At 68.5% G+C, this 17,942-nt stretch carries 15 protein-coding genes; 8 read left to right on the top strand and 7 right to left on the bottom strand.

Annotation, left to right across the window (positions count from 1 at the left end; all coding sequences use genetic code 11):
• Nucleotides 1-2 precede the first annotated feature (2 nt).
• From BM070_RS06000 to BM070_RS05985, 4 genes are all read right to left on the bottom strand, one after another.
• A complete protein-coding gene (locus BM070_RS06000) occupies nucleotides 3-680 on the bottom strand; it encodes an N-carbamoylsarcosine amidohydrolase (RefSeq protein WP_092938534.1) in 678 nt (225 codons plus the stop codon).
• A complete protein-coding gene (locus BM070_RS05995) occupies nucleotides 677-1,762 on the bottom strand; it encodes a 2,5-dihydroxypyridine 5,6-dioxygenase NicX family protein (protein WP_092938532.1) in 1,086 nt (361 codons plus the stop codon). Before BM070_RS05995 ends, BM070_RS06000 begins: the two co-directional genes overlap by 4 nt.
• A gap of 71 nt (nucleotides 1,763-1,833) precedes the next feature.
• Nucleotides 1,834-2,670: an alpha/beta fold hydrolase gene (locus BM070_RS05990; RefSeq protein WP_092938530.1), complete on the bottom strand. Its 837-nt coding sequence runs from the start codon at nucleotides 2,668-2,670 to the stop codon at nucleotides 1,834-1,836.
• A gap of 11 nt (nucleotides 2,671-2,681) precedes the next feature.
• Nucleotides 2,682-3,461, bottom strand: a complete 780-nt coding sequence (locus tag BM070_RS05985; RefSeq protein ID WP_092938528.1) for a maleate cis-trans isomerase family protein — start codon at nucleotides 3,459-3,461, stop codon at nucleotides 2,682-2,684.
• A gap of 322 nt (nucleotides 3,462-3,783) precedes the next feature.
• On the opposite strand from BM070_RS05985, the gene BM070_RS05980 reads away from it, so the two are divergent.
• The 6 genes from BM070_RS05980 to BM070_RS05955 all read left to right on the top strand — a co-directional run bounded on the left by BM070_RS05980 (nucleotide 3,784) and on the right by BM070_RS05955 (nucleotide 11,357).
• On the top strand, nucleotides 3,784-4,941 hold the full coding sequence (locus tag BM070_RS05980) for an FAD-dependent monooxygenase (RefSeq protein WP_092938526.1): 1,158 nt from the start codon (nucleotides 3,784-3,786) through the stop codon (nucleotides 4,939-4,941).
• A 37-nt stretch (nucleotides 4,942-4,978) separates the two neighbouring features.
• A complete protein-coding gene (locus tag BM070_RS05975; protein WP_092938524.1) occupies nucleotides 4,979-5,536 on the top strand; it encodes a (2Fe-2S)-binding protein in 558 nt (185 codons plus the stop codon).
• A gap of 23 nt (nucleotides 5,537-5,559) precedes the next feature.
• A complete protein-coding gene (locus tag BM070_RS05970) occupies nucleotides 5,560-8,460 on the top strand; it encodes a c-type cytochrome (RefSeq protein ID WP_092938921.1) in 2,901 nt (966 codons plus the stop codon).
• A 263-nt stretch (nucleotides 8,461-8,723) separates the two neighbouring features.
• Complete coding sequence (locus tag BM070_RS05965) at nucleotides 8,724-10,040, top strand: MFS transporter (RefSeq protein ID WP_092938522.1); 1,317 nt, start codon at nucleotides 8,724-8,726, stop codon at nucleotides 10,038-10,040.
• A gap of 81 nt (nucleotides 10,041-10,121) precedes the next feature.
• Nucleotides 10,122-10,838, top strand: coding sequence for a bifunctional nicotinamidase/pyrazinamidase (gene pncA, locus BM070_RS05960; RefSeq protein ID WP_092938919.1), 717 nt, complete (start codon nucleotides 10,122-10,124; stop codon nucleotides 10,836-10,838).
• 60 nt (nucleotides 10,839-10,898) lie between these two features.
• Entirely contained in the window at nucleotides 10,899-11,357 is a 459-nt protein-coding gene (locus tag BM070_RS05955; protein ID WP_092938917.1) for a MarR family winged helix-turn-helix transcriptional regulator, read from the top strand.
• 21 nt (nucleotides 11,358-11,378) lie between these two features.
• Here the strand turns inward: BM070_RS05955 and BM070_RS05950 are convergent, their stop codons facing one another.
• The 3 genes from BM070_RS05950 to kefC all read right to left on the bottom strand — a co-directional run bounded on the left by BM070_RS05950 (nucleotide 11,379) and on the right by kefC (nucleotide 16,191).
• The gene (locus BM070_RS05950) at nucleotides 11,379-11,921 is read right to left on the bottom strand and encodes a cytochrome b (protein ID WP_092938520.1); all 543 of its coding nucleotides are present in this window, start codon (nucleotides 11,919-11,921) and stop codon (nucleotides 11,379-11,381) included.
• A 131-nt stretch (nucleotides 11,922-12,052) separates the two neighbouring features.
• A complete protein-coding gene (locus BM070_RS05945; protein ID WP_092938518.1) occupies nucleotides 12,053-14,206 on the bottom strand; it encodes a TonB-dependent siderophore receptor in 2,154 nt (717 codons plus the stop codon).
• A 98-nt stretch (nucleotides 14,207-14,304) separates the two neighbouring features.
• Complete coding sequence (kefC, locus tag BM070_RS05940) at nucleotides 14,305-16,191, bottom strand: glutathione-regulated potassium-efflux system protein KefC (RefSeq protein ID WP_092938516.1); 1,887 nt, start codon at nucleotides 16,189-16,191, stop codon at nucleotides 14,305-14,307.
• A 270-nt stretch (nucleotides 16,192-16,461) separates the two neighbouring features.
• Between kefC and BM070_RS05935 the strand changes: the two genes are divergently transcribed.
• Entirely contained in the window at nucleotides 16,462-17,109 is a 648-nt protein-coding gene (locus tag BM070_RS05935) for a LysE family transporter (protein ID WP_092938514.1), read from the top strand.
• Nucleotides 17,110-17,264: 155 nt separating this feature from the next.
• Nucleotides 17,265-17,885: a nucleotide-binding protein gene (locus BM070_RS05930; RefSeq protein ID WP_092938512.1), complete on the top strand. Its 621-nt coding sequence runs from the start codon at nucleotides 17,265-17,267 to the stop codon at nucleotides 17,883-17,885.
• The last annotated feature ends 57 nt before the right edge of the window (nucleotides 17,886-17,942 follow it).

Raw genomic sequence — 17,942 nt, 5'->3', positions numbered from 1 at the left:
GTTCAGCGTTTTTCCAGCGCGTCGGTGTCGGCCAGGGCCTGGTCGAGGGGCATCACGGCCGCGTACTTCTGCGCCATGTCGAACAGGTTGGCCTCGTGCGGACCCAGGGCGCGGTCGCCGCAGCAGTCTGCCACCACCAGAGGACGGAAGCCGGACTGCATGGCATCGACCACGCTGGCGCGCACGCAGCCGCTGGTCACGCAGCCTGCCACCACCAGCGTCTGCACGCCGCGCTGGGCCAGCCAGGGTGCGAGCATGGTGCCGAAGAAGGCCGAGGGCGTGCTCTTGCGCACAACGTACTCGCCGGGCGCGGGGGCCAGCTCCGGCACGATGGCGCTGGCCGGGCTGTCCTCCTTCAGCGTCAGCATGCCGGGCACCTTCAGGCAGAAGATGTTGCTGTCCGCGTCGTCGTCCGAGAACACGATGCGGCTGTGCGCCACCGGCCAGCCGCGTTCGCGCGCGTGGGCCAGCAGGCCGCGCGTGCGGGCGATCGCTCCGGGTATGTTGCCGCCGCCGAACACCGCCGGGTCGGCAAAGCCGTTGACGAAGTCGATGATGAGCAGGCCGAAGGGCGCCTTGAGCGGCAGCGGCGTGCCGAAGCCCTGGCGGGCGTAGGCGGAGATGTCGCCCTGCACGCCTGCGGCGGGGATGTCCTGGGCGCTGGTGATGGGGTTCGTCATGCGATGTCCTTGCCTTGCTGGGATCTTCTGGCGGCACGCGCCAGTCCTTGTTCGTCCTGCACTACGCCGTCGATCACCACGGGCGTGCCGTCCAGCGCCACGGTGCAGTGGCGCATGGGTATGTCGATATGGCAGGCCGTGGTGCGGCTGCCGCCGGCTTCGTTGTTGGGGCCCATGGACCAGAGGAAGTTGCCTTCGAAGGCGCGGGCGTCCATGCCGATGTGGGTTTCCTTGTTGTAGTGGCCCAGCATGGACCAGTGGGCGCGGGGCTGCAGGCCCCAGCCGACGTGGGAGACGGCGTAGGCCTCCGGGTCTTCGTAGGCGGCCATGTATTCCTTGAGGATCTCGGCCTGCAGGCCGCCGCTGATGCGCGTGACGTAGCCCTGGTCGATCGTGAGTTCGATGGGTTCGGTCACATAGTCCTTCATGGGCAGCAGGATGTCGCCGCGGTCCAGCACCACGCGGCCGTTGCTCTGGCCTTCGTCGGGCCAGGTCAGCACGAAGCCGCTGGGCCAGTGGTCCCAGCGGCCGGGCTGGTCCACGAAGCCGTATTCGCAGATGGCGGGGAACTCGCCCAGCCGGCAGCGCAGATCGGTGCCGGCCACCGAGGTGATGCGCATCTGCTTGGCGGCCTCGATGCGCTTCGACGCGGCCTGCACGCGCGCGCGGTCACCCTCGGTGGGCACGAGGCGGCAGAGCACCTCGGGCGGCTCCACGGCCAGCAGAATCTTGGTGCCGGTCTGCAGGATCTCGTGCTGCTCTGGCGAGAAGAGCAGGGTCATGAGGTCCAGCACCAGGTCGCTGGCCTTGAGCGCGGCGATGGCGGCTGGGTTGCCTGTCAGCGGCGTCGTTCCCAGGTAGGCGAGCGAATCGCGACTGAGCGACTTTTCGGCGTTGACGGGCGGCAGGTCCAGCCGGTTGACGCGTGCCCCCATGTCGCTGGCGGCGGCGATGGCGCAGCGCAGCGTCTGCGGGTGCGTGTCTGCGCCGGTGAGCACGGTGACGGTTTGCCCAGCTTCGAGCCGGGACAGCATGAGCACCTGTTTCCAGGCTTGGATCAGATCGGTATCGCTGACGGACATGTGCGTCTCCTTGGTGTCGCGATGAAGGTATGAGAGAGGTCAAGCAAGAGGCGATCCGGGCCGGATCGCCGTCAGTCCACCCGCGACCCCAGGAAGTCGCCCAGCGCGGCGTAGAAGCCGGCCTCGTTGTCCCAGGGGATCATGTGGCCGGCTTGTGGCACGCGCACGTGCTGTGTTTGGGGCGCCAAGCCCTGCCACTCGGCCACGTCTTCGGCGCGCACAACGTCGCCGCGCTCGGCGGTGACGAGCCGCATGGGCTGCGCGATCCGGGGCAGGTCGGCGTGGATGTCGTCGCGGCCGAAGTCCTCGAAGCTCTGCACGATCGCAGGCTCATAGCAGGTGTGCAGCCACTGGGCGCGCAGCTGGCGCTGCTCATCGGTCCAGGTGGGGCAGAAGGCGCGCATGGCCTCGGCATCCATGCCCTGCGTGGCCTGGCGGATGGAATCCACGTACCAGGGCAGGGCGGCCGGGTAGGAGCGGCGGCCGGGGCCGGATACGGGCGGATCGACAAGCACCAGGCGCGTGAGTCCGTCCGGCTGGCTGCGTGCAGCACGTACGGCGATGCGCGCGCCCATGGAGTGGCCTACCAATGCCCAGCGCTGCAGGCCCAGGGCCTCAGCGAGCGCGGCCACGTCGGCAGCCTGAGCGTCGAGGCCGTAATCCAGGCCCGGGCCGGACGATGAGAGGCCGCGCCCGCGCACGTCCAGCACATAGGTGTCGAACTCGCGGCCCAGGTGCTCGGCGACGAAGCCCCAGGTCACTGCCGGGCTGGTGATGCCCGGGATCAGGATGACGGCGTCGCGCCCTGCGCGCTGGCCCTGGGCGCCGCCGTAGCGCAGGTAGTGTTGGCGGATGCCGTTGGCGTGCACATGGCCGCCGTAGAGGAGGGTGCTGGTGTCTTGGCTCATGCGGATGCTCCTCAGACCTTGGCGGCGTTGTCGTAGGGGTAGGCGCCCGACAGCAGCGCGCCTGCGCCCGGTACCACCGGGTCCAGGCCCAGTGACTTGAGGATGGCGTAGGTGGTGGCGATGGAGGCCGTGAGCACGGGCTTGCCGGTCGCTGCCTCTACCTGGGCCACCGCCGGCAGCGAGGGCATCTGCACGCAGGCCGAGAGCACGATCACGTCGGCGTCGGCGTAGTTCATGCCGGCGACGATGCCGGGCAGCTTGGCGGGATCGTGTCGGCCGACCTCGAGGTTGTCGGGTATCTCCAGCGCGCGCCAGTCCACGATCTCGAAGCCCTCGGCGGCGATGTAGTCCATGACCAGCTGGGTCAGCGGAATCATGTAGGGCGCCACCAGAGCGATCTTCTTCGCACCCATGACCTTCAGTGCTTCGACCAGCGCGCCCGCGCTGGTGATCACGGGGGCAGTGGCGCCGTTGCTTTCGGTGCGCTCGGTCAGGCGCTTTTGCGACACGCGGTGATAGCCGCGGCCCATGGCCATGATGGCCACGAGGCAGGCGTAGCCCAGCACATCCACGCGCGCGTCGCTCAGTTCCAGCGCGCAGCGGTCGCTCTCTGCATCCATGGCTGCGAGCTCTTCCTTCTGGACCTTCTTCATGCGCATGCGGCTGGAGTGGAAGGTGAAGCGGTCCTGCGGACGCAGCGTGGAATGGGCCTGCAGCATGGCCGGCACTTCGGTCTCCATCGTGGTGTTCGAGCTGGGGACGATCTGGCCTATGCGGAATGTCTGAGTCATGGCTTTGCCTTGTTCGCGGGATGCGCGCGTTGATAAAGATCAGATGGGTGTATACGCTCTATTTTTGCAAAAGTCGTGCCGTCTGGCAAACGCTGTTTTCTTAGGGGTTTGCACTCATTTTGTGCGTGAAACGCACCAAAAAAAGCGCGATGAGATTTATTCTTCTGCTTTGTGGTGCGCTTGATTTGAATCAATCAATAGGGTGCACACGCTTAAATAAGTGGTGTTTTTCATGGCATGGATAGTGCTTTGACCCTGGCAGGAGCCAGCTGCAGCGACGGCCATCCGTCCGACTTTCAACATTCCCGCAAGGAGAGAAAACGTGTCCCAATCCCCTCGTATCGCCGTCGTCGGCGCCGGCCTCGGCGGCGCTGCTGCCGCCAAACTGCTGCTGCAGGAAGGATTCAATGTCCGTGTCTACGAGCAGGCTCCCAGCTTCTCGCGCCTGGGTGCCGGCATCCACGTCGGGCCCAACGTGATGAAGATCCTGCGACGCATCGGCATCGAGGACGCGCTGAACGAACAGGGCTCGCACCCCGACTACTGGTACAGCCGTCATTGGCAGACCGGCGATGTGCTGGCCCAGATTCCGCTGGGTGACTACGCTGTCAAGGAATACGGCGCCAGCTACCTGACCGTGCACCGTGGCGACTTCCACGCGCTGCTGATCGATGCGCTGCCAGGCAGCGTGATGGCCTACGGCAAGTTCCTCACACAGGTGGAGGACCGTGGCGATGTGGTGGTCATGCACTTCGCTGACGGCACGACGGAAGAGGCCGACATCGTCATCGGCGCCGACGGCGTGAACTCCCGCATCCGCGAAGAACTGCTCGGCCCCGAACTGCCCAAATACGCGGGCTACCTGGCCCACCGCGCCGTGTTTCCGACGCCTGAGATCAAGGCCGGCATGCTGCCCTTCGACGCGTGCGTGAAGTGGTGGAGCGATGACCGCCACATGATGACCTACTTCGTCACTGGCAAGGCGGACGAGCTCTACTACGTGACCGGTGTGCCCGTCGAGAAGTGGGACCTCAACGACCGCTGGCTGCCCAGCAGCAAGGACGAGATGCGCGAAGCCTTCGCGGGCTGGCATCCCACGGTGCAGGCGCTGATCGATGCCACCGTCGAAGTGACCAAGTGGTCGCTGCTGGAACGCGATCCGCTGCCGCTCTGGAGCCGTGGCCGCATGGTGCTGCTGGGCGATGCCTGCCATCCCATGAAGCCGCACATGGCGCAGGGCGCGGCCATGGCCATCGAGGACGGCGCCATGCTGGCACGCTGCCTCAAGGAGGTCGGTGCGCACAACCACGAACTCGCCTTCGCTCTGTACGAAGCCAACCGCGCCGAGCGTGCCAGCAAGGTTCAGCGCATCTCGCACGACAACACCTGGCTGCGCACGAACGAAGATCCGTCCTGGTGCTTCGGCTACGACGTGTTCAACGTGCCCTTGGTGGAACCCAAGGTCGCGGCCACCGCCTGAGCCCCCCGATCTCCCATCCCGCAGCCGAACGTCCCTCATGAAAAGCCCTGTTCCCGTCAGATCCAGCAGCACCGCGGCCATTCCTGCAGGTATCCGTTTGCGGGTGAACGGGCGCGAGTGCGAAGTGCCAGCTGCGCCTGGCACCGCGCTCCTGCATGTGCTGCGCAATGATCTGGAACTGAACGGGCCGAAGTACGGTTGCGGCCTGGGCGAGTGCGGCGCCTGCACCGTGTTGATCGACGGCGTGGCAGCGCGCTCTTGCGTGATTCCCGTGCAGGCGGCTGTCGGCCGCGATGTGAGCACGCTCGAGGGGCTCGGTTCGCGCCGCAGCCCCGGCCCCACGCAGCAGGCCTTCATCGACTGCCAGGCCGCCCAGTGCGGCTACTGCCTCAACGGCATGGTCATGACCGTCGAAGCCCTGCTGCGCCGCAACCCCCAGCCCACCGAGCAGGAGCTGCGCAACGAGCTGCATCACAACCTTTGCCGCTGCGGCACGCATGTGGAGATCGTGCAGGCCGCGCTGCGTGCGGTGCAGCTGCGTGCAGGCCGCTCCAGCCTGTCCGTGCCCCCTGAAGCGCAGGAGGCCCGGCCGTGAACCTGCAGGCCCCTTCCGTCGCCATGCCCTCGTCCGCTGACGCAGTGGCACTGCCTGCAGAGCTGCTGCATGGTCTGGCCGTCCGGCCGCCGCAGATGGGCTGGGACGGGCTGCGGTACCAGGGTACCCAACTGATCGGTGCGCGGCTGGACGAGGCACGCGCCATGTCCGGTGTGGTCGCCGCGGTGCAGTACAGGAATTTCCTCGGCGTGGTCGCCATGTCACCCGTCCACGCGCGCCAGGCGGCCGCCGGCCTCGCGCCCCACTGGCACGGCGCCGATGCCGGAACGCCGTGGTGCGATGGCCGCGTCCGCGCAGCCGGTGGCGAGGCTTTCGTCTGGCGAGCTCCCCAGGCCGATCGGCCGGCAGGCGCGCAGGCCATCGCGTGGTACCTAGATGGCCGCACCAGCCTGTGGCTGCCCCGCTGCGCCCCTGACGTGCAGGCCATGGTGGTCGGCGAGATCGCCGAGCTGTTGCAGTGCTCCTTGCGGTCCGTACAGGTGCTGCAGCTGGAAGGGCACGCGTCGCACTCGCTTGCGTTGATGGACGCGGCCGCCGATGCGGCGCTGCTGTCCCAGGCCGTGGGCCGGCCCGTCAGCGTGGCGTGCGACGTGTGCATCGAAGCGCCGGCGCTGGCATTGCAGCCCATGGCAGTGCCTGCTGCTGCCGCTGACGGTACCGCTTTGCGGCCGACCGATGCCGAGACAACGGCAGTGGCGCCACCTGCCTTGGCCTTCGCGTCCGAACGGCCCTGGGCCGTGCGTCCCAGCTGCGCGCGGCTGTTGGCTCAGCCTGCACGGGCCCGCGCCGCGGGCCGCGCCACGGTGCTGGGCGCAGGCTCTGTGCAGTCGGGCCCGGCCGCCACCGGCCTCACACAGGCCGGTGTGGACGAACTCAACGCGGCCCAGGTTTTCGCCCATGAAAGCCTGTGGCATGAACAGGCGCTGGAACTGGGGCGGGATCCGCTGGACTGGCGCCTGCGCCATCTGCCCGAGGGGCCTGCGCGTGAGCTGGCTGCGCGTGTGGCCCAGGAGGCCGCGTGGCCCGATGCCGCCCTGGGCACCGATGGTCGCCTGCGTGGCCGCGGCTTTGCCACTGCCCAACTGCAGACCCTCGATGCCGAGGGCCGGGACCGCACGGCCTGGAGCGCCTGGGTGGCCGAGGTGGCCGTGCATCCGCAGACCGGCGAGATCGAGGTCACCCGCGTGGTCGCGGGTCACGACAGCCAGCATCTGCAGGCCGCGCAGGGCGCAGGCCTGCACACGCAAGTCGTGCAGCAGGATGCGCAATGGCTGGCCGGCGCGCGCCGGCTGCTGGGCGTACCTGCGGCTTTCGACGCATGGGGCAGCTCTGCCGGCGCTGCCGAGGCACCGGCCGCGCGCGGCCAACTGCTGGCCGGCAATGCGGGCGAAGCGGCCCTGATCCGCCATGGTCAGCTGGACTTGAATGGTGTCGCCACTTTGCCTGCTGCCGCCGCCATTGCCAATGCCATCCGTCATGCGACGGGCGTGCGCCTGCGCGAAGTGCCCTTCCAGCCCGAGCAATTGCGCCTGGCGCTGGCCGGCGAGGCGGGCTCTGGCAACCGAGCCCTGGCCCGACCAGCACTGCGCCGCGGCTTGGGCTGGCTGGCGGCCGGCATCACCACCATCGCGGGCTTGGGAGCCATGGTGTGGCCGCTGAAGCCGGCCTTGCCGCTGACCGCCGGGCCCGATGTGTCGCTCTATTCGCCGCAGGCCCTGGAGCGCGGGCGCCTCGTCGCCGCGGCCGGGGACTGCGTCGTGTGCCACACCGCGCCCGGCGGTGCGGCGAACGCAGGAGGGCTGGGCCTGGAGACGCCATTCGGCATCATCTACTCGACCAACATCACGCCCGACACGGAAACCGGCATCGGCCGCTGGTCGTACGCGGCCTTCGAGCGCGCCATGCGCCAGGGCATCCACCAGGATGGGCGCCAGCTCTACCCGGCCTTTCCGTACACGGCCTTCGCCAAGCTCAGCGACGGCGATCTGCAGGCGCTGTACGGCTACCTGATGTCCCAGCCCGCTGTGAAGGCCCGGGCACCCGAGACGAAGCTCGCCTTCCCGTACAACCTGCGTCCGGCCATGGCCGGCTGGAACCTGCTGTTTCATGACGCCACGCCGTTCAAGGCGGATCCTGCCCGCAGCCCCGAATGGAACCGGGGCGCCTATCTGGTGGAGGGGGCGGGCCACTGCGCGGCCTGCCACTCGCCGCGCAACGCGCTGGGTGCCGAGAAGAGCGGCATCCACTACCTGGAGGGCGGAGAGGCTGAGGGCTGGAGCGCCCCAGGACTCAACCAGCTGGCTGGAGGCAAGCTGCCCTGGAACCGCGAAGAGCTGTACCAGTACCTGCGCACCGGCTTCTCCGCACGCCACGGCGTGGCCGCAGGGCCCATGGCCCCCGTGATCCACGGCCTGGCCGAGCTGCCCGATGCCGATGTGCGTGCCATGGCTACCTACCTGATGGAATTGCCGGGCCAGGCCCGGCAGGCCGCAGCCGCGCCGATGGCAGTCGCCGCGCCGGTGCTTGCGCCGCATCCACCTCCCACCGGGACCCTGGATCGACACGTCAACGGCGAACGCATCTACCAGAACGCCTGCGCGGTTTGCCATGAGGCAGGCAGCGGCCCGACCCTCTTCGGTGTCAAGCCGCTGCTGGGGCTCAACACCAACCTGCATGCCGCGACGCCAGACAACCTGGTCCAGGTCATCCTGAACGGCATACAGACACCCGCCGACGATGCCCTGGGCTACATGCCGGGCTTCAGGGACAGCCTGGACGACCGGCAGATCGCCGATCTGCTCGGCTATCTGCGCACGAGATTTGCACCGGAGGAAAAAGCGTGGCCAGACGATACGACAACCACTATTAGACGGCTGCGTGCCGCGGCGCATGCGGCGCCGTGAGCCGGGCGGGCCCGGCGGCGTCCGGGCAGCGGCGAGGCGCAGCACCGGCCTGCGCCTGACAGCGATCTGACGCCGGAACCGGCTGGGTGCCACCGCGGCGCCCCGGCGCCGGACGGCCATAGCGAATAAGCGGTTTTCTTGAACGACCCTTCCCCAAGGGCCGACGGGACCGCTTGCGCCAGAGGTTTTCAGGCAGGGCATGCCAGCGCGCCTTGCCGGAACGAGGAATCAACGGGTAGGCGATGAACAACCAAGGAGTTTCCATGTCATCTTCATTTGTTTCGGTGGAAAAAGGCATCCAAACAGCGGGTGTCGGCCGGTTTCAGTACCGGCTCTTCGTGATCTTCGGACTGGTCTGGCTGGCCGATGCCATGCAGGTGCTGTCCATCGGCTTCAGTGCGCCGTCCATTGCCAAGACCTTCGGCAAGACGGTGCCCGAGGCGCTGCAGACCGGCACTTTCTTCTTCATCGGCATGCTGATCGGTGCCTTCGTCTTCGGCCGCCTGGCCGACCGCATCGGCCGCCGGCCTGTGCTGATGATGGCTGTGGTGATTGATGCCTGCGCCGGCGTGGCGTCGGCCTTCGCGCCCGAGTTCGCCTGGCTGCTGGTGCTGCGCTTCATCACCGGCATCGGCGTGGGCGGCACGCTGCCGGTGGACTACACCATGATGGCCGAGTTCCTGCCCAGCGACCGCCGCGGCCGCTGGCTGGTGCTGCTGGAATCGTTCTGGGCCGTCGGCACCATCTTCCTGGCCATCCTGGCCCTGGTGGCCGTGTCCTGGGGCAATGACGCCTGGCGCGTGATCTTCTTCGTGACCGGCATCCCGGCGCTGATCGGCGTGGTGCTGCGTTTCTACATTCCCGAATCGCCGATGTACCTGAATCGCAACGGCAACTCCGACCAGGCGCGCCAGGTGCTCGAACGTGTGGCGAAGGTCAACGGCAACTCCGCACAGATCCCGCCGCTGCAGCCCGAGAAGCAGGAGCGCAAGTCGCTGCTCTCGCTCTTCTCTGCCGAGCTGCGCCGCCGCAGCCTGGCGCTGTTCCTGGCCTGGGCGCTGATCTCCATCGCCTACTACGGCGTCTTCGTCTATCTGCCTGTCAAGCTCGGCAGCGAGGGCTTCGCCTTCATGCGCGGCCAGGTCTTCCTGGTAGTGCTGGCGCTGGTGCAGCTGCCCGGCTTCGCGCTTTCGGCCTATGGCGTGGAGCGCTGGGGCCGCAAGCCCACGCTGATCGGCTTCCTGCTGCTCAGCGCCGTCGGCTGCATGCTCTACAGCCTGGGCTCGTCGCAGGTGGTGGTCGTCGGCTCCACGCTGCTCATGAGCTTCTCGCTGCTGGGCACCTGGGGCGCGCTCTACGCCTTCACGCCCGAGGTCTATCCCACCGACCTGCGCGCCAGCGGCATGGGCATGGCGGGTGCCGTGGCGCGCTTTGGCGGCCTGTTCGCGCCGGCCATCATTGCGCCCATCATGGCCACGCATTTCACGCTGGCGCTGGCCGTACTGTCCGCGATGCTGGTGGGCGGCGCGCTCTCCATCTGGGCCGTGGACGTGGAATCGCGCAACCGCGCGCTCGACTGATCAAGCCCTGCATGCTGCGCCAGCGGGTCTTTCTTCAAACAAAGGCGGGTGCGAGCCCGCCAGATCCATGAGGATGCCATCATGAAAGCTATCTCTCGCCGCCAACTGATCGGCCAGCTAGCCGCGCTCGGCTTCGGGTCGCAGCTGCTGGCGGCACAGGCGCAGGGCCTGAAGCCCGACGACCGCTCGGCCCTGATCGTGGTCGATGTCCAGAACTGCTTTGTCGATGGCGGAACCCTGCCCGTCGGGGGCGGCGCGGAGGTGGTGCCGGTAATCAACAGGATCAGCCTGGCCTTCGCCAACATCGTGCTGACGCAGGACTGGCATACGAGCCACCATGCCTCCTTCGCGAGCAGCCATCCCGGCAAGCGGCCCTTCGAGACCATCCAGCTGTCCTACGGCACCCAGGTGCTGTGGCCCGACCACTGCATCCAGGGCACGGCCGATGCCGATCTGCGCAAGGACCTGAAGCTTCCCACGGCCCAGGTCATCGTGCGCAAGGGTTTCCAGCAGGACATCGATAGCTATTCTGCCTTCGAGGAGGCCGATCACAAGACCCGCACTGGCCTGGCGGGCTACCTGAAGGACCGCGGCATCGACACCGTCTATGTCACTGGGCTGGCCACGGACTTCTGCGTCGCCTGGACGGCGCTGGATGCCCGCAAGCTGGGCTTCAATGTGTATGTCATTGAGGACGCCACCCGCGCCATCGACCTCAACGGTTCATTGGCCAAGGCCTGGGAGGCAATGGAGAAGGCGGGCGTGCGACGCATCCAGTCCACCGACCTGGCCGTCTGATACGCCATGGTGGGCCGGGCTGCGTAGAGCTTCGCCATGGGCGCTACCTACAATGGCTGCATGCCAAACAAGACCGATAGCCAGGAAGAGGGTTATGTGTTCTCCGAACAGGTAGGGCACTTGCTTCGCCGCGTCTATCAGCGGCATACGGCGCTGTTCCAGGAGTACATCCCGGACTCCCAACTGACGGCAGCGCAGTTCGTGGTGCTGTGCTCGCTGCACGACCAGGGCAGCAGCTCCCTCGCAGAGGTGGTCAAGGCGACGGTTATCGATCAGGCCACCATCCGGGGCGTGGTCGATCGGCTCAAGCAGCGCGGCCTTATCAGCGTGGACCACGACCGTGTGGATCGGCGCAAAGTGGTGATCGAGCTGACCAGCGAGGGGCGCCATCTCGTGCGCAAGATGCAGCCGTTCGCCCGCAAGATCACCCAGAGCACCTACGGTCGGCTCAACCCTGCCGAGCGCCTGGCGCTCGATTTCCTGCTGCGCAAGATGCTGGAGAGCGACGAGGGCGAATGAGCGGGCCCGCGCGGTGAATGGTCACCACATGCGCCGCAGCGCGTTGTCGCGGCGCACGAAGGCGTGCCAGAGCGCTGCTGCGATGTGCAGGCCGATCACCCAGTAGAAGGCCGTGCCCAGCCATTCGTGGGCCTCTTCCAGAATGCCGGACCATTCCTTGTTCACCCATTCGATGGGCCAGGGAATGACGGCGTCGGTGAAGGGCAGGGCGATGCCGCGCCCGCCCAGCAGGCGGCAGGCCATGCCCAGCAGGGGCTGCGCGATGAGAAAGCCATAGAGCAGCGCGTGGCCGATGTGGGAGCCGATGCGCAGCGGCGCGGAGAGCGGCGGCGCGATGGGTGGCTGCGGCGAGCGCCAGCGCGCCAGCAGGCGCGGCACCACCAGCAGCAGCACCAGCATGCCCAGCAGGAAGTGCGACTCGACCATCAGCAGGCGCGGCGCGCTATTGCGCTCGAAGACGCTGCGCAGGTTGATGGTGGCGTAGGCCAGCGCGACGAGCGCGAACATGGTCCAGTGCAGCGCGCGCAGCGTGGCCGAGTATTTGTTGTTGGAGTGGGCAGGCATCGGGGGAGCTCCTGTAGCGGTGCGGCGGGCAGGGGTGAGTGCCGGGGGGAGTGCCCGCCGCTGGAGCACGCGAGTTTGCCATTTCTCGCGCGCCACCTCTTTGCGCTGCGTCAGGCGATGGCGTCGCCGGGTCAGAAGAAGTACGTCAGGCCCAGGCTGAAGTTGCGCGGCATGGAGGGCGAGACCACGTTGGCGTTGATCGCGCCGTCGTAGTAGGCCCGGTCGAACACGTTCTTGACGCCGGCCGTGATGCGGTAGTTGGGGCCGGTGTAGCCCACCGAGAGATCCACCACGGTGTAGGCGGGCAGGTTGAAGGGGTAGCTGGTGAGCTGCTCGCTCACGTAGCGCCCGCCCGCGCCCAGCGTGACCTGGGGCATCTGCGGCAGCTTGTAGGTGGCCCAGAGCGCCAGCGTGTGGCGCGGCGTGGGCAGCGCCGGCCGGCCCACCAGGGTGCTGTCGGTGTCCCGCGTGACCTTGGCGTCGATGTAGGTGTAGGAGCCCGTGAGCTTCAGGTTGCGCTGCAGGTCGGCGCCCACTTCCAGCTCCAGCCCGCGCGAGCGCTGCTCGCCGGTGGCGATCTTGAAGCCGGTGTTGACGGGGTCGCTCACCGTCACGTTGCGGCGGCGCAGGTCGAAGAGCGCGAGCGAGCCGGTCACGCCGTGGTCGGGCGCCTCGTACTTCAGGCCGGTTTCCCACTGCTTGCCGGTTTCCGGCGCGAAGGGCGTGCCGCCCGCCGTGGTGCCGGCCACGGGCAGGAAGGATTCGCCGTAGCTCACGTAGGCCGCCCAGCCGGGCCTGAATTCATGCACCAGGCCGGCCGAGAGCGTGGTGGCGGTGTCCTTCTGTACCGTGCGCTGCTGCGCGACGTGGTCGTCGATCCGGTTCCTGGACCAGTCGCGGCGCAGGCCGACCAGCGCCGTCCATTGCGGGGCGAACTTGATCTGGTCCTGCGCGTAGAGGCCCGCCACGGTGAGCCGCTCCGGCGCATCGTTGGAGTAGCCCGTGGGGCAGGTGGCCGTCATGCCATAGACCGGGTTGAACAGGTCCAGCGCGCCGATGCGGCAGCTGCGGCGGCCCAGCCAGGTCTTGCCGGTGCGCGCGTCCAGGCCTGTGACCAGCCGGTGCTGCACGCCCAGCGCGGCGAACTGGGCCAGCAGCGAGGTGTCGGTGGCCAGCATGTCGTCGTCCATGTACTGGCGCGTGGCGGTGCGGTTCTGCAGGCGCTGGTTGGGCTGCAGCGCGCCGTTGGCGACCAGGTTGCCGGCGCCGCTCTCGGTTTCGTAGCGCACGTTCTGGCGCAGCGTGAGCGCGGGCGAGAAGCGGTGCTCCAGCGCGTAGCCCAGCGATTTGGTCTCGATGTCGTAGCCGCCGAAGCTCGGGTCGCCCGTGAAGAGCGTGGTCCGCACCGGGCCGTTGCGGTTGGGCAGCAAGGTGCCGTAGGGCGTCACGCCCTGCTGGCGCAGCCAGTTGCTCTGGCTGTAGGTGGCGAACAGCACCAGGTCGGTCTGCGGGCCCAGGTCCAGCGACAGCGACGGCGCGATCCAGCGGTCGCGGCGATAGACGAAGTCGGTCGGATCGTCGCTGTTGGAGACCTGCGCGTTGATGCGGAACGCGGCCTTGCCCGACTCGTTCAGCGGGCGGTTCAGGTCGGCCTGCAGCGTGCGCAGGCCGTAGCTGCCCACTTCCACGCCCACTTCGCTCAAGGCGTCGCGCTTGGGCCGCTTGCTGATGGCGTTGACGATGCCGCCGGGCTGCACCTGGCCGTAGAGCACCGAGGCGGCGCCCTTGAGCACTTCGAAGCGCTCGTAGCCGTAGGGGTTCAGGCGCGTCCACATGCCGGCGCTCTGCACCAGGCCGTCGATGAGGATGGATTCGGTGGAGCGAAAGCCCCGGATGTTGACGTCGTCGAAGCCGCGCCGGCCGTAGTTGACCGGGCTCACGCCCGCCACGGTCTGCAGCGCCTGCTGCAGGTTGGTGATCTGGCGCGACTCCATCTGTTCGCGCGTGACCACGCTGATCGACTGCGGCGTCTCCAGCCGGCGCATCGGCGCCTTGCCGGCGGTCTGGGCCTCGGTGGGGGCGAAGCCCACGTCCTTCTCGGTGCTGGCGTTGATGCGCACTTCCTGCAGCTGCGGCGCGGCGGCGCCGGGTTCGGGCGGCTGCTGTGCCAGCGCGGCCTGCGCCAGGCACAGGGCCAGCGGGCTCAGCGCCCAGCGGGTGGTGCCGGGGCGGCGGCGGGTGGATCGAACGGGGGCGAAAGAAGGGGAGGAGAGGGTGGCGGACATGGATGGATGCGTGCGATGGAAACGGGAGCGCCATCCGCTCCCGCCACCGCACGCAGCCAGCATGCGGCTACGTGGACGGACGTGGCACGGTGTGAATTCTATTGAGAATTGTTTGCATTACTTTTAATTTCTTCCTCGTTCGCCTTTTCCTGCGCGGCGCGGGCCTTGGCCTCGGCACGTTCCTTGACCATCTGTTCGAGCAATTGCTGCCGCCCCTGGCGCGCCACGGCGATGAATTTCTCGCGGTTCTTGTGGTGCGGATACATGAGGTTGGCCAGGTCGGTGTTGTGGGTGCGGAAGCGGTCGGCCACGTGCAGCGCCTCCTGCGCGGGCATGCCCATCAGCTCCAGCACCGTGCGCGCGGTCTTCAGGCTGGACTCGAACAGCTCGCGCTCGACATGCTCCACGCCCAGGTCGCGCAGCGCGTTCCAGTGCGCCAGGTTGCGCGCCCGCGCCACGACGGTGAGCTGCGGAAAATGCGAGCGCGCCAGCGCGGCGATCTTGACCGACTGCTCGACGTCGTCCACCGCCACCACCAGGATGCGCGCCTGCGCGGCGCCGGCGATGCGCAGCAGCTCCAGCCGCGTGGCGTCGCCGTAGAAGACGCGGTAGCCGAAGGTGTGGGCCACTTCCAGCATCTCCACGCTGTGGTCCAGCACGGTGGTGGCGATGTCCTGCGTGAGCATGGTGCGGGCCACGATCTGCCCGTAGCGGCCGAAGCCCGCGATGATGACCGGCGCCTGCTGCGGCTCGGAGATCTCGGCCTCGGCCGGCACCTCGATCTTGAGCGTGGCGTAGCGGCGCAGCAGCACCCGGTCCATCAGCACCAGCAGGAGCGGCGACAGCAGCATGGACAGCGCCACCGCGCCGATCAGCAGCGAGGCCGTCTCGGACGGCAGCGCGCCCGCCGTGGCGGCGGCCTGGAAGACGACGAAGGCGAACTCGCCGCCCTGCGCCAGCAGCAGCGTGAACACCGGCCGCTCCTGGTAGGGCGTGCCGGTGACGCGCGCCAGCGTGTAGATCACCACGGCCTTGATGGCCAGGAAGCCCACCAGCACCAGCGCCATCAGCCCGGGTGAGCGCATCAGCACGCCGAAGTCGATCGACATGCCCACGGCCATGAAGAAGAGGCCCAGCAGCAGGCCCTTGAAGGGCTCGATGTCGGCCTCCAGTTCGCGCCGGTATTCGCTCTCGGCCAGCAGCACGCCGGCGAGGAAGGCGCCCAGCGCCATCGACAGGCCCACCAGCACCATCAGGTAGGCGATGCCCACCACCAGCAGCAGCGACGCGGCGGTGAAGATCTCGGGCGTGTTGCTGCGCGCGATCCAGCGCAGCAGCGGCCGCAGCGCCAGCCGCCCGCCCAGCACGATGCCGGCCACCACGCCGACGATCTTGGCGGCCTCCAGCGCCATGTCGGCGGGCGAATGGTGCGCGGCCGCCGCGCCCCCGCCGGCCCCGAGCGCGGCCGCGCCCAGCAGCGGCAGCAGCGCCAGGATGGGGATGGCCGCCACGTCCTGGAAGAGCAGGATGGAGAACGCCTTCTGCCCGCTGTTCGTGCGCATCAGGTTGCGCTCGGCCAGTGTCTGCAGCGCGATGGCGGTGGACGAGAGCGCCAGCCCCAGCGCCGCCACCAGCGCGGTGATCCACGGCACGCCACAGGCCCAGGCCGCCAGCCAGAGCAGGGCCGCGCAGGCCAGCACCTGGGCCGTGCCCAGCCCGAAGATGGGCCGGCGCATGCTCCAGAGCCGGCTGGGCTGCAGTTCCAGTCCGACCAGGAACAGCATCAGCACCACGCCGAATTCGGCGAAGTGCAGGATGTCCTGCACGTTGCTGACCGCGCCCAGCCCCCAGGGGCCGATGGCGATGCCCGCGGCCAGGTAGCCGATGATGGCGCCCAGGCCCAGCGCGCGGGCGATGGGCACGGCGACCACGGCGGCGGCCAGGTAGAGGAATCCGTAGGTGAGCCAGGTAGGGGCGTGTTGCATGGGGCGGTGAAGTGGCTGCGAACGGGGGAGGGTACGGCACCGCGTGGAGGCGGTGCTGCGGCCGGCGGGCTGATTTGCTATGCAATATGTAGCGGCATGCGTATGCGGAACAAGCGCTACCGCCTTATTCTGCATGCAATCCGCGGCGAGGTGCGGGCGGGGCCTCTTCTAGAATCGGCCTCCCGGCTGCGCACCGGCTCGGCCGGCGCGCATGGCTGCCGTGCGGGCCGCTCCGCCCCCTTCCTTTTTCTCATCTTCCTCTTTTCTCCCATGGACCTGCATACCTGGATGGCCTTCCTCGCCGCGTCGTGCCTGATCGCCATCTCGCCGGGCTCCGGCGCCGTGCTGGCGATGAGCCATGGCCTCTCGTTCGGCGTGCGCAAGGCCAGCGCCACCATCGCCGGCCTGCAGCTGGGGCTGGTGCTGATCCTGGTGGTCGCCGGCGCGGGCGTGGGTTCGCTGCTGATCGCCTCCGAGATGGCCTTCAGCGTGGTCAAGGTGCTGGGCGCCTGCTATCTGATCTACCTGGGCTTCAACCAGTGGCGTTCCGCCGGCGCCGCTGCGCTGCAGGAAGACGCGCAGGCCACCCCGGCCGCCGCCGGCCCCTGGCAGCGCCGGGTGCTGACCGGCTTCCTCACCAACGCCACCAACCCCAAGGGCATCATCTTCATGGTGGCCGTGCTGCCGCAGTTCATGACCGACGCCCGCCCGCTCTGGACGCAGCTGCTGGTGATGGCCGCCACCACCGTCTCGGTCGATCTGGTCGTCATGCACGGCTATGCCGCCAGCGCCAGCGCGCTGCGCCGGCTCATGCGCAGCCCGCGCGCGGCCCGCACGCAGAACCGGGTGTTCGGCGGCCTGCTGATGGCCGTGGGGGCGGGGCTGTTCTTCGTCAAGCGCGGCGCGCAGCACGGCTGAAACGCCGGGTGCTATCTTTTGGGTAGCGTTATGCGCAGGTGGCAGGCGGGCCGGGGCGCGATTGGCCTCGGTAGCGGCGGCTTGCCCTCCAGCCCGCGCTACCATCGCCACTGCAACCCGCTTTCCAGCGCCGACAACCTGCCGAGGAGTCCTGCATGCCAGTGGTCGTAGTCGCCAATCCCAAGGGTGGCGTGGGCAAATCCACGCTGTCCACCAACATCGCCGGCTATTTCGCCAGCCAGGGCCACAGCGTGGTGCTGGGCGACCTGGACCGCCAGCGCTCGGCCCATCTGTGGCTGGGCCAGCGGCCGCCGCAGGCACGGCCCATCGGCGTCTGGGACCTGGCCTCCGACCTCATCACCCGCCCGCCGAGCGGCGCCACGCATGCGGTGCTCGACACCCCTGCCGGCCTGCACGGCTGGCGCCTGAAGGACGTGCTCAAGCAGGCAGACAAGGTCATCGTGCCGCTGCAGCCCAGCGTGTTCGACATCTTCGCCACGCGCGAATTCCTCGACGACCTGGCCAGCAGCCGGCACGCCGGCCGCGTGCAGATCGGCCTCGTCGGCATGCGGGTGGATGCGCGCACCGTGGCCGCCGAGCGGCTGCAGGAATTCGTGCAGGGCCTGGACCTGCCCGTGCTGGGCTACGTGCGCGACACGCAGAACTACATCCACCTGGCGGCGCAGGGGCTGACGCTCTTCGACGTGGCCCCGGGCCGCGTGGCGCGCGACCTGGAGCAGTGGCAGCCGCTGTGCGAGTGGCTGGACGCAGCCTGAACCTTGCCCTGGCATCGGGCAGGGCGGCCGGGCGGTTGTCGCCCGCCCGACAGCCCC

Origin of the sequence: Paracidovorax wautersii, assembly GCF_900113035.1 — a bacterium.
In the GTDB taxonomy this organism is placed as follows: Bacteria; Pseudomonadota; Gammaproteobacteria; order Burkholderiales; family Burkholderiaceae_C; genus Paracidovorax; species Paracidovorax wautersii.
The sequence above is the reverse complement of the archived record's forward strand: the minus strand, read 5'-3'. Positions and strand labels throughout refer to the sequence as shown.

What these genes read in the sequence shown, in the direction of transcription:
- BM070_RS05985 (WP_092938528.1), bottom strand. Translation starts at nt 3,461, where the DNA reads ATGACTCAGACATTCCGCATAGGCCAGATCGTCCCCAGCTCGAACACC.
- BM070_RS05930 (WP_092938512.1), top strand. Translation starts at nt 17,265, where the DNA reads ATGCCAGTGGTCGTAGTCGCCAATCCCAAGGGTGGCGTGGGCAAATCC.
- BM070_RS05990 (WP_092938530.1), bottom strand. Translation starts at nt 2,670, where the DNA reads ATGAGCCAAGACACCAGCACCCTCCTCTACGGCGGCCATGTGCACGCC.
- BM070_RS05970 (WP_092938921.1), top strand. Translation starts at nt 5,560, where the DNA reads ATGCCCTCGTCCGCTGACGCAGTGGCACTGCCTGCAGAGCTGCTGCAT.
- BM070_RS05975 (WP_092938524.1), top strand. Translation starts at nt 4,979, where the DNA reads ATGAAAAGCCCTGTTCCCGTCAGATCCAGCAGCACCGCGGCCATTCCT.
- BM070_RS05935 (WP_092938514.1), top strand. Translation starts at nt 16,462, where the DNA reads ATGGACCTGCATACCTGGATGGCCTTCCTCGCCGCGTCGTGCCTGATC.
- BM070_RS05945 (WP_092938518.1), bottom strand. Translation starts at nt 14,206, where the DNA reads ATGTCCGCCACCCTCTCCTCCCCTTCTTTCGCCCCCGTTCGATCCACC.
- BM070_RS05965 (WP_092938522.1), top strand. Translation starts at nt 8,724, where the DNA reads ATGTCATCTTCATTTGTTTCGGTGGAAAAAGGCATCCAAACAGCGGGT.
- BM070_RS05995 (WP_092938532.1), bottom strand. Translation starts at nt 1,762, where the DNA reads ATGTCCGTCAGCGATACCGATCTGATCCAAGCCTGGAAACAGGTGCTC.
- kefC (WP_092938516.1), bottom strand. Translation starts at nt 16,191, where the DNA reads ATGCAACACGCCCCTACCTGGCTCACCTACGGATTCCTCTACCTGGCC.
- BM070_RS06000 (WP_092938534.1), bottom strand. Translation starts at nt 680, where the DNA reads ATGACGAACCCCATCACCAGCGCCCAGGACATCCCCGCCGCAGGCGTG.
- pncA (WP_092938919.1), top strand. Translation starts at nt 10,122, where the DNA reads ATGAAAGCTATCTCTCGCCGCCAACTGATCGGCCAGCTAGCCGCGCTC.
- BM070_RS05950 (WP_092938520.1), bottom strand. Translation starts at nt 11,921, where the DNA reads ATGCCTGCCCACTCCAACAACAAATACTCGGCCACGCTGCGCGCGCTG.
- BM070_RS05955 (WP_092938917.1), top strand. Translation starts at nt 10,899, where the DNA reads ATGCCAAACAAGACCGATAGCCAGGAAGAGGGTTATGTGTTCTCCGAA.